Origin of the sequence: Aliiroseovarius sp. S2029 (assembly GCF_023195575.1) — a bacterium.
In the GTDB taxonomy this organism is placed as follows: domain Bacteria; phylum Pseudomonadota; class Alphaproteobacteria; order Rhodobacterales; family Rhodobacteraceae; genus Aliiroseovarius; species Aliiroseovarius zhejiangensis.
On record NZ_JALPQE010000001.1, the window covers coordinates 79,083 to 92,528 of the forward strand.

At 60.0% G+C, this 13,446-nt stretch carries 14 protein-coding genes; 6 read left to right on the plus strand and 8 right to left on the minus strand.

The features are described from left to right. Positions 1–6: 6 nt before the first annotated feature. Positions 7–699, plus strand: a complete 693-nt coding sequence (locus MUY21_RS00450) for a DUF1194 domain-containing protein (protein WP_348984574.1) — start codon at positions 7–9, stop codon at positions 697–699. Here the strand turns inward: MUY21_RS00450 and MUY21_RS00455 are convergent. From MUY21_RS00455 to MUY21_RS00465, 3 genes are all read right to left on the minus strand, one after another. Then, entirely contained in the window at positions 693–1,190 is a 498-nt protein-coding gene (locus MUY21_RS00455) for a MarR family transcriptional regulator (protein ID WP_191284795.1), read from the minus strand. The two genes, MUY21_RS00450 and MUY21_RS00455, sit on opposite strands and share 7 nt — an antisense overlap. Before the next feature lie 104 nt (positions 1,191–1,294). After that, entirely contained in the window at positions 1,295–1,603 is a 309-nt protein-coding gene (locus MUY21_RS00460; protein WP_248408457.1) for a succinate dehydrogenase assembly factor 2, read from the minus strand. Further along, a complete protein-coding gene (locus MUY21_RS00465; protein WP_248408458.1) occupies positions 1,600–2,004 on the minus strand; it encodes a helix-turn-helix transcriptional regulator in 405 nt (134 codons plus the stop codon). Before MUY21_RS00465 ends, MUY21_RS00460 begins: the two co-directional genes overlap by 4 nt. 108 nt (positions 2,005–2,112) lie before the next feature. Between MUY21_RS00465 and MUY21_RS00470 the strand changes: the two genes are divergently transcribed. The 3 genes from MUY21_RS00470 to MUY21_RS00480 are packed head-to-tail and all read left to right on the plus strand — an operon-like array spanning position 2,113 to position 4,100. After that, positions 2,113–3,315 carry a pyridoxal phosphate-dependent aminotransferase gene (locus tag MUY21_RS00470; protein ID WP_248408459.1) on the plus strand — a complete coding sequence of 401 codons (1,203 nt, stop codon included), beginning with the start codon at positions 2,113–2,115 and terminating at the stop codon, positions 3,313–3,315. A gap of 9 nt (positions 3,316–3,324) precedes the next feature. Continuing rightward, positions 3,325–3,702 carry a bleomycin resistance protein gene (locus MUY21_RS00475; RefSeq protein WP_248408460.1) on the plus strand — a complete coding sequence of 126 codons (378 nt, stop codon included), beginning with the start codon at positions 3,325–3,327 and terminating at the stop codon, positions 3,700–3,702. After that, complete coding sequence (locus MUY21_RS00480) at positions 3,699–4,100, plus strand: hypothetical protein (protein ID WP_248408461.1); 402 nt, start codon at positions 3,699–3,701, stop codon at positions 4,098–4,100. The genes MUY21_RS00475 and MUY21_RS00480 overlap by 4 nt, the downstream gene beginning before the upstream one ends. On the opposite strand, the gene MUY21_RS00485 is transcribed toward MUY21_RS00480, so the two are convergent. The 5 genes from MUY21_RS00485 to MUY21_RS00505 form a co-directional block, all read right to left on the minus strand. Beyond that, positions 4,097–5,470 carry an MATE family efflux transporter gene (locus MUY21_RS00485; protein ID WP_248408462.1) on the minus strand — a complete coding sequence of 458 codons (1,374 nt, stop codon included), beginning with the start codon at positions 5,468–5,470 and terminating at the stop codon, positions 4,097–4,099. The two genes, MUY21_RS00480 and MUY21_RS00485, sit on opposite strands and share 4 nt — an antisense overlap. A gap of 72 nt (positions 5,471–5,542) precedes the next feature. Then, positions 5,543–6,691 (minus strand): lytic murein transglycosylase, encoded by a 1,149-nt coding sequence (locus tag MUY21_RS00490; RefSeq protein ID WP_248408463.1) that lies wholly within the window; start codon positions 6,689–6,691, stop codon positions 5,543–5,545. A gap of 148 nt (positions 6,692–6,839) precedes the next feature. Beyond that, positions 6,840–7,724, minus strand: a complete 885-nt coding sequence (ppk2, locus tag MUY21_RS00495; protein ID WP_248408464.1) for a polyphosphate kinase 2 — start codon at positions 7,722–7,724, stop codon at positions 6,840–6,842. Between the two features lie 243 nt (positions 7,725–7,967). Then, a complete protein-coding gene (locus tag MUY21_RS00500; protein ID WP_248408465.1) occupies positions 7,968–10,259 on the minus strand; it encodes a glycosyl hydrolase family 28-related protein in 2,292 nt (763 codons plus the stop codon). A 213-nt stretch (positions 10,260–10,472) separates the two neighbouring features. Continuing rightward, complete coding sequence (locus tag MUY21_RS00505; protein ID WP_248408466.1) at positions 10,473–12,119, minus strand: lysine--tRNA ligase; 1,647 nt, start codon at positions 12,117–12,119, stop codon at positions 10,473–10,475. A gap of 121 nt (positions 12,120–12,240) precedes the next feature. Between MUY21_RS00505 and MUY21_RS00510 the strand changes: the two genes are divergently transcribed. Both MUY21_RS00510 and MUY21_RS00515 read left to right on the plus strand, forming a co-directional pair. Next, entirely contained in the window at positions 12,241–12,663 is a 423-nt protein-coding gene (locus tag MUY21_RS00510) for a tellurite resistance TerB family protein (RefSeq protein WP_248408467.1), read from the plus strand. Positions 12,664–12,744: 81 nt separating this feature from the next. Next, a complete protein-coding gene (locus MUY21_RS00515) occupies positions 12,745–13,446 on the plus strand; it encodes a glutathione S-transferase N-terminal domain-containing protein (protein ID WP_248408468.1) in 702 nt (233 codons plus the stop codon).

A 13,446-nucleotide genomic window follows, 5' to 3' on the forward strand; every position in this document is an offset into this window, starting at 1 on the left:
GCCTTGGTGACCGTCGCTTGGGCCGGGACTGCCGCCGCCCAAAGCGATGCGCCTTGCCGTCAGGCGTTGGCCCTTGGGTTGGATGTGTCAGGTTCAGTCGATGAAGGGGAGTACCGGTTGCAACTGGATGGGTTGGCCGCCGCGCTGGAGCAACCCGAAGTGTTGCGCGCCCTGCTGTCCCAACCTGCCCGCCCGATCCAGATCGCGGTTTATGAATGGAGCGGTCCATCCCATCAACGTCTGTTGCAGGATTGGGTGTCGATCACGGCGCGCGAGGACGTGAGTGCCGTGGCGGATCGCCTGCGCCGCACCACCCGCATCAAAGCCGATCCGTCAACCGGGATCGGGGCCGCGATGATCTTTGGTCAGCGGCTGCTATCCGGGCGCCGGTGCGAAACGCTGACCCTGGATATCTCTGGTGACGGGCCTGCCAATACCGGGCCAAGGCCGCAGGATGTACGCTATCTTTCCGGTTTTGACGGGATCACCATCAATGGGCTGGTGATCGGTGCGGGCGATGCGGACACTGATCTTGTTGCCTATTTCAAGGAACTGGTCATTCACGGGTTCGGGCGTTTCGTCGAACAGGCCGCCGATTTTCGGGACTATGAAGACGCGATGGCCCGCAAGCTTCTGCGCGAGTTGCGCGGCGTCGTCGTATCAAACCTGCGGCAATCCCATCCGCCCACGGGTCAGTAGATATACCGGATCTGATCCGTCCAGTATCGTTCGACCCGTTTCAGCGCGACATTGATCTCCTCAATCCCTGATGACGTCAGCACATCGCGGGATTGCAGACCGTCTGCGTGGCGTTCGAACAGGCCGGCGACGATGTCACGGATCCCACGCCCTTTCTCGGTCAGCCGCACGCGGACGCTGCGGCGATCCACCTCGCACCGCTGATGATGCATATAGCCCATTTCGACGAGTTTCTTGAGGTTGTAGGACACGTTCGACCCCTGGTAATAGCCGCGCGTTTTCAATTCGCCTGCCGTCACCTCGTTGTCGCCGATATTGAACAAAAGCAGCGCCTGCACCGCGTTCACTTCCAACACGCCGACCCGTTCAAACTCGTCCTTGATCACGTCCAGCAGCAGACGATGCAGCCGTTCGACCAACGCCAGTGCTTCAAGATACTGATACACAAATGTCTGATTGCTTGTCTGCCCAATGGGGGAGTGCATGCTCATCCGTTTCTCCGACCTAGTTACCAAGGTGACTATTCGGACCGAAATGAGAACATTCAGTTAAATGCGTGCATCAGTTGCGGAAAATTTTCGTCAAACCCGCTGGGTCAGCGCATCGCGGTGTGACCGATGATGTGCTGGATCAGGTCGGACAAGTGTTCGGGCGGCTCTTGCTGGCCGGACACCCATTGATACAGGTCCTGATCATTTTCACCCAACAGCGCCTCGTAGAGGTCAAGTTCGTCATCCGTCATCGCAGCCAGACGGTCCGTGGCATAGCGGTGCAGGATTATGTCCATTTCCTTGATACCACGACGCATTGATCGCATCCCCAGCCGTTTGATGCGCACCTCGCGGGTTTCACCGGGGCGCGCACCAGGGGTTTCCTTCAACTGATCCAGAGGCACGCCTGTCATACGACGCCACCTTCAAGCCGTTTGCGCAGACGTTTTTCCAGCCGACCCAACTGATCGGCCGACCGGGACATCTGCGATTTGATGTCACGGATTTCCAACAGCAGGTCGCGCACCTCGGGCAGGTCATCCAGATTGCCGGTCGGTTCTGCCACACCGTCGCCTTCGCCGGTCAGCAGCCACCGCAACGAGACATTGAGGATGCCCGACAGCATCTGCAGCTTGTTGGCGCGCGGTTCGTTCAGGTCATCTTCCCAGCCGCGCAAGGTCTTGACCTTGACGCCGATCCGCCGGGCCAGATCATCCTGGCTCAGACCGATCGCTTCGCGGGCGCCGGCCAGTCGGTCGCCGAAGGTCGCGGCCTCTTCCGAGAACCAGTTTTCATCCTGCGGTATGTCGTCCATCTGCTTTTCCTATCGTTTCAGGCACCACGCCGGGCACCGGGTTCTGGCTTGATTGGTTGCGCGGCTGACCCTAGAAGAACTGGGACCAACTTACAAATCGGGGACATCATGTCTTTCCTTTCTGCGACACTTGATCGCGTAAAACCATCACCCACCATCGCCGTTTCCACTTTGGCAGCCGAGTTGAAAGCCGCCGGGCGCGATGTGATCGGCCTGGGTGCAGGCGAGCCGGATTTCGACACGCCCGCGCATATCAAGGCGGCGGGAAAGGCAGCGATTGACGCGGGCAAGACGAAATACACCGCACCTGACGGGATGCCCGAGCTGAAGCGGGCGATTTGTGACAAGTTCAAGCGCGAGAACGGGCTGGATTACACGCCAGCCCAGATCTCGGTCGGCACCGGCGGTAAGCAGATCCTTTACAACGCCCTGATGGCGACCCTGAACCCCGGGGACGAGGTGATCATCCCGGCCCCTTACTGGGTCAGTTACCCCGACATGGTGCTGTTGGCAGGCGGTGAGCCTGTCGTCGTGGAATGCCCCATCGAAACCGGATTTCGCATGACACCTGAGCAACTTGAGGCCGCGATCACGCCGAAAACAAAGTGGCTGATCTTCAACTCGCCCTCGAACCCGACGGGCGCGGGGTACACGCGCGCGCAGTTGAAGGCATTGACCGATGTCCTGATGCGCCATCCGCATGTCTGGGTAATGACCGATGATATGTATGAACATCTGGCCTATGACGGGTTCGAGTTCTGCACGCCGGCCCAGGTGGAGCCGGGCCTTTACGACCGCACCTTGACCTGCAACGGCGTGTCCAAGGCCTATGCGATGACGGGCTGGCGCATCGGTTATGCGGGCGGGCCTGTCGAATTGATCTCGGCCATGCGGAAAATCCAGTCGCAATCGACATCGAACCCCTGTTCGATCAGCCAATGGGCGGCGGTCGAGGCGCTGAATGGCCCGCAGGATTTCATCGCCGAGAACAACAAGGCTTTCGTGCGTCGCCGCGATCTGGTGGTCGAAATGCTGAACGCCGCAGACGGGCTGGAATGCCCGGTGCCGGACGGGGCGTTCTATGTCTATCCGTCTATCAAGGGCTGCATCGGCAAGACCACGCCGTCGGGTGTGAAAATCACCGATGACGAGGTGTTCGCCAAGGCGCTACTGGAAGAGCACGGCGTGGCCGTCGTTTTTGGCGCGGCGTTCGGGCTGAGCCCGAACTTCCGCGTCAGCTATGCCACATCGGACGCAGCACTGAAAGAGGCCTGCACCCGCATCCAAGCCTTCTGCGCAAGCCTGCGTTAAGGGGGCGGAATGGATCAGGCAAGGATCACCGCCAACCTGCCCAGCCGCAGTTTTGACGCCACTTTGACCTTCTATGAGGGGCTTGGGTTTCAACTGGTCTGGCGCAGTGATGGCTGGATGATCCTTGGGTTTGGCACCACCCGGATCGAGTTCTTTCCACATCCCGAGCTTGATCCGAAATCCAGTTGGTTTTCGGCCTGCCTGCGCCTTCCCGATATTGGCACGCTCCACAAGGCATGGCGCCGGCAGGGCATCGCCGCGGACGCCGCCGCAATTCCACGACTGACCGACATTGCGCCCGCCACCGCCAGCGCACCGCGTATGTTCTATATGGTGGACCCGGATGGCAGCCTGTGGCGCATCATCGAAGACAAGGACATCAGATGAGCATCACTCTGCCCGACTATTACTTTCGCGTACGTGAAAACGGTGCGTTCGTCTTTCGTGTGAACACCGAAAACCGGCAACGCCCGTTGGAGCTGAACCAGATCGCCGCGGTGAACATCCGAAACGGCGAGGTCAAGCCGCAAGGCGCATATGAACTGACCGACGCGGATCACGCCGCCATCGACGCTTGGATGGAAGAGCGAAAAGCAACGCTTGAGGCGCGCGATCTGGATGACATCCTGCGCAGCATCGACCACCTGAACCTGACAGCACATTGGGCGCAAACCCGTGCAACACCCGAAGCGTTGGAGCAGGTCACGGATGCGCTTCTGTTGGCGATGCATGATCTGCGCACGGTGCTGGTGCGCAAGAAAGCGGACCGGCTGAAACAGGGCTAGACGGCAGGCCCCGGTTGCATGTCACCAATCCGGGACGAACTTTTCCAGAACCGCCACGACATGAAGATACCGGCACAGACAAGGCCCAGCAACAACCCGACCCAGACACCCGGCGCGCCATATCCCAGCGTGATCCCCAGCACATAGGACATGGTCATGCCGACCCCCCAATAGCTGAGCGTGGCAATGATCATCGGCACCCGAGTGTCCTGCACGCCGCGCAACAGGCCCATCGCGATGGCCTGCGCCCCGTCTGCAAACTGGAACAGGGCCGCCACGATCAGAAGGACCGAGCCAAGCGCGACAATCTCGTCCCGTCTTACCTCGCTTGGGTTCAGGAACAGCTTGATCATCGGTTCGGGCGCACCAAGGAACAGGATCACGGTCAGGCCGCCAAACACGACCGATGCCAATGTCACGGCCAGAGCCCCACGCCGCAAGCTGGCCTCGTCGCGACGCCCCAAAGCGCGTCCTGCCCGGACGGTCGCGGTGTTGGACAGGCCCAGATGCACCATGAAGAAGGCGGCCGTGATTTGCAGCGCGATCCCGTGGGCGGCCAGCTCCAGGGTGCCAATCAGCCCGACAACCACCGTCGAGGCCGAGAACATCCCAACCTCGGCCAGAGTGGTCAGGCCGATCGGAATGCCAAGGCGCAAAAGCTGGCGCAACGCCTCCCAATCCGGTTTCCACAGCCGCCGGAACAGGCTGGCCTCGGCATTCAGTCGCGCGGCATAGACGACCAGCACCAGCCCGGACGCGATCTGTATCAGCACCGAGGCAATGGCCGCCCCGCGCACGCCCAGTTCCGGCGCGCCCCAATTGCCGAAGATCAGCGCATAGTTGATAAACCCGTTCATCACCGCGGCCAGTACCGTTGCCCATAACACGATCCGGGTATGTTCCAGCGCCGCCAGATAACTTTTCAGCGCCATGACCAAAAGCGCAGGCACCAGCCCAACCCCGGCGATGCGCAGGTAATCCTGTGCCAGAAGGCTCAGATCTGGATCCTGCCCGATGGCTCGCAGAATTGGCGCCGACATCCACATGAGCGGCAGGACCAGCAGCGCAAACCCGACCGAGAACCACATCGACATACGGGTCAGCCTGCGCACCCGCACATCGTCACGCGCCTCGGAGGCTTCGGCCACCATCGGCATCAAGGCCCAGGCCGGACCCGACCCCATGATCAGGAACATGAAAAAGAACGTGCCGGCCAGTGTGACGGCGGCCAGTTCCTCGACCCCGTACCAGCCCAGCATGATCGTGTCGATGATCTGCACCGCGAATTGCGCCAGATGCGAGGCAACCAGCGGAAGCCCCAAAACAAGGACTGCGCGAAAATGCTGTGACAGGGTGAGCGTTTGCAACATCACCCAGACCTATGCCGGAATATCGGCATGGGCAAGATGCCGAATGTCCCGGACTGTCCGCCCGACCCCAGCCTAGCGCAACAGCGCCAGAAGCGCCCGCGAAGGATCGCCCGTGACAGGAAGGCCCCGCGCGCGCTGGAACGCCTCGATCGCTTGCAGGGTTTTCCTGCCGATCACCCCGTCGGCTTCGCCAACCTCGTATCCTGCCCGGGTCAGGCCGCGTTGCAGCGCCTTGCGGTCCTCAAGTGTCAGCCCGTATTTGTCGGGACCGAACGTGCCGCGCAGCGGCGGACGCCCCAACAGACGGTCCGACAGATGTCCGACACCGATGATGTATTTCTGCGCATTGTTGTACCGCCCGAGCACGTTGTAGTTGTGATAGACCTCGAACACCGGGCCGTTGTCCCCTTCCGGTTTCACGACCCTTCCACGACCTAACGGCGCGCGGCCCGTTATCTCGTCCCCCCAACGCTGCCCACGCCGCCAGCCCGATCGGCTGAGATATGCCGCGGCCGAGGCCAGCGCGTCGGTCGGATCGTCTGCCCAGATATCGCGTCGCCCATCGCCACGGAAATCCACCGCATAGGCCAGATAGGATGTCGGAATGAACTGCGTATGCCCCATGGCACCCGCCCAGCTTCCCGTCATGCGCGCAGGCGTCACGTCGCCACGATCCAGAATTTTCAGGGCCGCCATCAACTGCACGTCGAAGAACCGCCCGCGCCGACCGTCAAAGGCCAGCGTCGACAGGGCCGAGATCACAGGAACATCGCCACGCCGCTCGCCATAGCGGCTTTCCAGCCCCCAGACGGCCACGATCACCTCTTTCTCGACGCCATACTTCGCCTCGATCTGCGTCAGCAATCCCGCGTGGCGCCGCAGCATCTCGCGCCCCTTGGCAATCCGGTCATCCGAGGCGGCAATGGCCATGTAATCCTCGAACGAGCGGACGAACTCGGTCTGGTTGCGGTCCCGTTCCACCACGCCGGGCAGATAGCCGACATCGCGAAAGGCACGCGTTACCGTGGATGCGCTGATACCGGCCGCCCGCGCCCGGGCTTTTGCCCCGTCGACCCAGGTGTCGAAGGCGGCGTTCGGAACGGCGCGCATGGTTGATCCTGCACCGGGTCGCGACGCGGGCCGGGTGGTTGCGCCGGACTGGCAGGCGGTCAGGTAAAGCCCGGCAAGGCCGAAGGCAATGAAGCGTCTGGAATATGTCATGGGGTGCCCCTGCTCTTGTTTTGAGCTGAGAGTATAGGGCTGCGATGCGAAGGCAAGCACCTCGTTCATGTTCCCACCGGACCAGCGGCAAGAAGCAGGAAAGGGGCCGGTTTCCCGCCCCCTTCCCGGTGAACGCACCACGCGCGGGTCAGCCGCTGCGCCGTTGATCCGGGTGCAGACTGGCCCCCAGGATATGGTCCGCCTTGTGAATCACCTGGCTGGCATGTCCGACGATCAGCGGGTCGGGTTGACCAACAAGCTCGTGATCCTTGTCGGGGTATTCCAGCGTCGACAGGAAATGGCGCATACATTCCAGACGCGCGCGTTTCTTGTCGTTGGACTTGATGATCGTCCAGGGCGCATCCGCCGTGTGGGTATAGAAGAACATCGCCTCTTTCGCCTCGGTGTAGTCATCCCATTTCGACAGAGATGCCACATCCACCGGGCTGAGCTTCCAACGCTTCAGGGGATCATCCTTGCGGCTGTCAAAGCGGCGTTTCTGTTCGGGCTGCGTGACCGAGAACCAGTATTTGTAAAGCTGAATGCCCGACCGGGTCAGCATGCGTTCAAACTCCGGCGTCTGTCGCATGAACTCAAGATATTCGTTGGCGTTGCAGAACCCCATGACCCGTTCGACACCGGCGCGGTTGTACCAAGAGCGGTCATAGAACACCATTTCGCCCGAGGTCGGCAGGTGCGAGATGTACCGCTGATAAAACCATTGCCCGCGCTCTTCATCGGTGGGTTTGTTCAAGGCCACTACCCGTGCTTCGCGGGGATTGAGATGCTCCATGAAGCGTTTGATCGTGCCACCCTTGCCCGCCGCGTCGCGACCTTCAAACAGCAGCACGAATTTCTGCCCCGTTTCACCGACCCAACGCTGGACCTTCAAAAGCTCCGCCTGCAACTTGGCCTTCGTGGCCTCGTATTCCCGACGCCCGAGTTTCGCGCTGTATGGGTATTTGCCGTTTTCAAAGGTCTGGCGGATCTTATCTTCAGTCACGGTCGGAAACCCGCTTCTGCCCTTGCTCACCTGTGGCGCAGTCTGGGACGATACCGCCGCAGATGTCGTTGCTTGCGAATTCGCGGATGTCGGGGTGGATTTTGATACACGGGTTGCTTTTGCTGTCATAAGCCAATCTCCATTTCGGGGTTCGAAAACCTGTTATCATCTTGCGCCGTCAGGCGCTTTGATCCGAGTCAATGGAAATCGCTATTGTCCCTAAAAGAAAGGCCCGCTGCGATGCGGGCCTTTCAATAAGCAGGCGGTCAGCCGTTAAACGGGGCGATCCACCCGCATCGTCACATGCGCGGTTCCGCGCACGGCACGTGACCATTTCAGTTGTACCTGTTTGTAAGTTGCCCCCCGGTTCACCAACACATGCGGATTGTCCCAGACCTGAGCGTTCGAGCCGTCACGCAGATCGCCCTCGATCGTCACGCTGGACACGGTGCGCGCATTGCCACCAAAGGGGAAATAGGCGGACCCGTCCAGCGTCCAGGTCGCAGCGGTTGTGTTCTGGTTGAACTCCAACGTCACCGGCGACACGGTCGCTTGCGTCACACCTGTGAAGGCGTTGTTCTCGAACGTCACGTCCTTCATGCTCCAGTAATCCAGACCGGCATGGGTGGTCGACACCCCCTCGACCCGGTCGATCCAGCCAGCCAGCGTGCGAAAGGTGTTGTTGGTCACGTGCAGGCCGGACACATAATGGCCGTTGCCGAAGGGTTTGATCAGAATCCACTTGAACCACGACGCCACGTCATTGGCGGTAAAGATATTACCGGTGATCGTCATGCCGCCGAACGAGTATTCAGACCCGTGATCGGGAACGGCGTCATGTTCGTTGTTCCATTCGATGAAACAGTTGTCGACGTAGTTACCATTCAGAACCGTTTTGTTGTTTTCGTAAGTGAACACCATACCCGCGACGCGGGGGCCGTCCGTGACTTCATCCCCCTGAAACAAGTGGTTCCCCTGGATGATATGCCCCGACCCGTGCAGCACCATCGAGGTGCCCATCCGCTGGAACCTGTTGTCGCGGATCTTGGCGTCATTGGCATTCACGTTGAAAGCAACCGACTGTCGCGTGGTGGCGGGCTGGCTTTGTTCGTTCGAGACAAACTGGCAGCGATCCAAATGCAGATCCTGGCACCCACGTCCGACCGAGCTGATGCCACGGTTCTTGGGCTTGATGAAGAAACAGTCCTGAAAGACGAAGTTCTCGCCATCTCTTGGCAGCAAAACCGCCGACGCATGGCCATTGCACTGAAACTCGACCTCGGTCAGGTTCATCCGGTTCACTTGGGCAAACCCGCCGAAATCCAGCACGTATTTGTGCCGCGTGAACGTGTAGCTCTGGTTGGCGGCAGCCCCCCAAAGCGGCTGGCTTAGCTCGACCTCCGAGGCACTGATGTTCACTTCTTTGACGTAGACTTCGCGCCCCACGCCCGCGCCCGTCACGACAGAGCCCGCCTGAACCGCCGCGACATTGGTGACATTGGTCAGCTTGTAGGGGTTGGCGGGGTTGTATTTGGCAGTGGAATTGGTGGTCTCACTATCCCAGGCTGACCCGCCGATCACATAGAACTGCCCGTTCTTGATCACGCGTCGGATCAGGAATGAGTCACCGGCACTGTAAGCCGCCTGCATGTCGATGGGCGCCGTGACATCGACCCGCCGCCCGCACATATCCAGTATCTCGTGATCGGCATAGTGCAGAAGCGCCTGAAAAGCCTTGCGAAAGCCCAACTGCTCGTCGCCAAAGGCGTCGGCATAGGTGGGCAGATCGAAACTGCGGGTCAAAGAAAGATAGACGTTATCGGCCATGGTCATCGTGCCCTCGAACCGAATATCTGCGTGAAGTGTCAGGTTCGACCCGATAAGGTAGCTGCCTTCAGGCACCAGAAGCGTGCGCCCGTTGGCGGCAGCATCGGCGGCTTCGAAGGCGGGTTTGTCATCGGTAACACCGTCACCTGCGGCCCCGAAATCACGCACATCGACCCAATCCATCATGTCGCGCAGATAAGCCCCGGTCACATCCTCGACCACCAGATCGTCAATTCGCACGACGCCGCCATTCGATCCGATCAGGTCCAGCCCGACATGGGCATAAGCCACATCCGCCCCCCAGATGATATTGACACCATTGCGGCTGCCGGACCCGATAATGGCCGACACTTCGACCACCTCGCCATAGGCGGTCAGCGCCGTCACTGGCCCGGTTTCCAGATTGCCGCCCGCATGGGCGCCGCCACTTTGTGCGGGCCACGCCGCCACCCGCACCGACGGCAGCGGGCCCGAGATCGCCTTGATCTTCGCTGACACCCGCAGATAGCATCCCTGTTCATAAGGCGTCTGCCCCATGTAGCGCAGCTTTTGCGTGGATTCGGTTTTCAGAAGTTCAAGGCAACCGTCGAAATCCTGGTCTGCCGGCACAAGGGCGGCGTTGCCTGCCCCCGCATAGGTCAACGACCCCGGCGTTCCGTCCTCGCTTGACCAGACCGTCAACCCATCTTCGAATGCTGGGGGCATGAAAACCACCCCATCGGTAAGCGCCTTGTTCATTGATTTCCCTTTCAGGTCCAGACATGCAGCCCCCGTTGGCGATGCATCATAGACGCACCGCCCATCGCGCATGGGCGACGGGGCAGAAAACAGCGAAAGAGCTATCAATCAGGCGTTAACGAGACGAAACAGGAGCGTACGCTGGCCTGTTTGCGCAACGCAAAACGGCGCACCAAACCGGCGCGCCGTGTGTTGGGTCGGGACAGGAAATCCCTATTTCATCAACTCGCCCGCAAGACCCTGATCAATCAAGGTGGCGGTTTCCGCGACTCCATAAAGGGCTGCGAAACTGCCAAAACGCGGGCCTTGGCTTGCGCCCAGAAGCACCTCGTACAGCGCCTTGAACCAGTCGCGCAGATTGTCGAACCCATGCAGCTTGCCCACGGCGAAAACGATGGATTGCAGAAACTCGTCCGAGGTGAAATCAACCTCGGGCGCTGGGTCGTCATTGCCCATCTGCGCGTTTTTGCGCGCGATCACGTCCAGTGCCTTATCCCCATCGCGAAACGCCGCCGCAAGTTCTTCCATCGCGGCGCGTTCCTGGTCGGTCGGCGCGCGGAAGGTGCGTGCAGGCGCCACGAAGTCCTGAAAATACTTCACCGCATAGCCAGCGGCCGCGTCCAGATCGGGATGTGTTTCGGCCGAGGCGTCTGGCGCATACCGCTTGATGAACCCCCAAAGCTGATCCTTGTCATCCGCCGATGCAACCGACGCAAGGTTCAACAGCATCGAGAACGAGACAACCATGTTGGATTGCGGCACGTCGCCGCCATGGATGTGCCAGACCGGGTTGTTCAACTGCCCTTTCAGGTCTTGCTTGTGATAGGCGTTCAGCTGCTGATGATATTCATCCATCGCCTTCGGGATCACGTCGAAATGCATCCGTTTCGCGGTTTTCGGCTTCAGATACATGAAATACGCAAGGCTCTCGGTCGAGGCATAGGTCAGCCACTCATCAATCGACACGCCGTTGCCGCTGGTCTTGGAAATCTTCTGCCCGTTCTCGTCCAGAAACAGCTCATAGGTGAAGTGCTCGGGTGCGGGCCAGCCAAGGATGCGGCAGATCTTGTCATAGATCGGCGTGTTGGTGGAATGGTCCTTGCCATACATCTCGAAATCGACTTCCAGCGCCGCCCAGCGCGCGCCGAAATCGGGCTTCCATTGCAGTTTCACATTGCCACCCGTCACCGGCAGCGTCCACTCGCGCCCATCCTCGTCGTCGAAAGTGATCGTGTGGTTTTCAGCGTTCACCTCTTTCATCGGCACATAAAGAACCCTCCCCGTTTCGGGGTGGATCGGCAGGAAGATGGAATAGGTCTGACGACGTTCTTCACGCAGGGATTTCAGCATCACCTCCATGATGTCGTCGTATTTCTCGACGGCACGCTTCAGCACCTCGTCAAACTGACCAGAGCCATAGAACTCGGTGGCCGAATAAAACTCATACTCAAAGCCAAACGTGTCAAGGAACCGGCGCAGCATGGCGTTGTTGTGATGGCCAAAACTCTCGAACTCGCCAAACGGATCGGGCACCGAGGTCAGCGGTTTTTGCAAATGTGCCTTCAATCCCTCGGCATTTGGCACATTGCCCGGGATCTTGCGCATTCCGTCCAGATCGTCGGAAAAACAGATCAGCTTGGTCGGGATGTCGGAAATCACTTCGAAGGCGCGCTGGATCATCGTGGTGCGCGCCACCTCGCCGAAGGTGCCGATATGGGGCAGACCCGACGGGCCATAGCCCGTTTCAAACAGCACGTATCCCTTTTCGGGCGGCGCCTTCTGATAGCGTTTGAGCACCCGGCGCGCCTCTTCAAAGGGCCAGGCTTTCGAACTCATCGCGGCGTCTCGCATCTCGGACATATGCTTCATTCCTTGATTGGCGCGGCCATCTGGCGCGCGCGGCTATGTACAGGTGTTCTCCCTATTGCGATGGGCGCGCCGGGTCAATATTCTGCACCGCAACAGACAGGAGCGAACACACGTGCAACAGACCCCCCATTCGATGACCGCCGAAGACAGCCTGATCGCTGTGATGGTGGCGGTCTCCGCCTCGGACGAACAGATCACGTCGGCCGAACTGGTCACGATCGAAAGCATCGTCAATCACCTGCCGGTGTTTGCGAAATACGATCCGGACCGCATCAAGACCGTGTCGCAAACAGTGTTCGACCTGTTCGGCGTCGAAGACGGGCTGGATGCCCTGTTCGGACTGGTTCGTGAAAACCTGCCTGAACAGCTTTGGGAAACCGCCTATGCGCTGGCCTGTGACGTGGCAGCCGCCGATGGCGAGCTTCAGGGGCCGGAACTGCGTATCCTGGAAGAAATCCGGTACGAGTTGAACATCGAACGCCTGCACGCCGCGGCGATCGAACGCGGGGCGCGGGCGCGGCACATGACGATCTGACCCAGCGATCGGCGTGGCGCGTTGCACCCGCCCGTATCTCTCCCGGCATCAAATCATTCCGCCTTTTTTGAAAGGACCGACATGCTCGACCAGTTCGACATTACCAAACGCTGGCCGGCGAAAGACGCCAGCGTCATTCAGCTTTATTCATTGCCAACGCCCAACGGCATCAAGGTCTCGGCGATGCTGGAGGAAACCGGGCTGCCCTATGAGGCACATCTGGTCAGCTTCGCAACTGACGACCAGCACACACCAGAATTCCTGTCACTGAATCCCAACAACAAGATCCCGGCGATCATTGACCCAAACGGCCCCAATGGCGCCCCCCTGCCCTTGTGGGAAAGCGGCGCGATCCTGATCTATCTGGCAGAGAAATCCGGGAAACTTTTGCCGTCAGACACCGCAAAGCGCGCCGAGGTGCTGCAATGGCTGATGTGGCAGATGGGAGGCTTCGGCCCAATGCTCGGGCAGTTCGGTTTTTTCTATGCCTATGGCGGGAAAGAGATCGAAGACCCACGCCCTCTGGACCGCTACAAGGTCGAGGCTAAGCGCCTGCTTTCTGTTCTGGATCAGCGACTTGACGGTCGCTCGGTGGTGGCGGGCGACGCATATTCGATTGCTGACATCGCGATCTGGCCGTGGGTGCGGGCGCTGTTCACCGGATACAAGGCATCCGAGGTTCTGGGATTGGAAAAATACGCCAATGTCCTGCGTTGGCACACCGAATGCGCAGACCGGCCCGCGTCTCAGGCGGCTGTCAACATTCCGGCATCACCGGGGTAA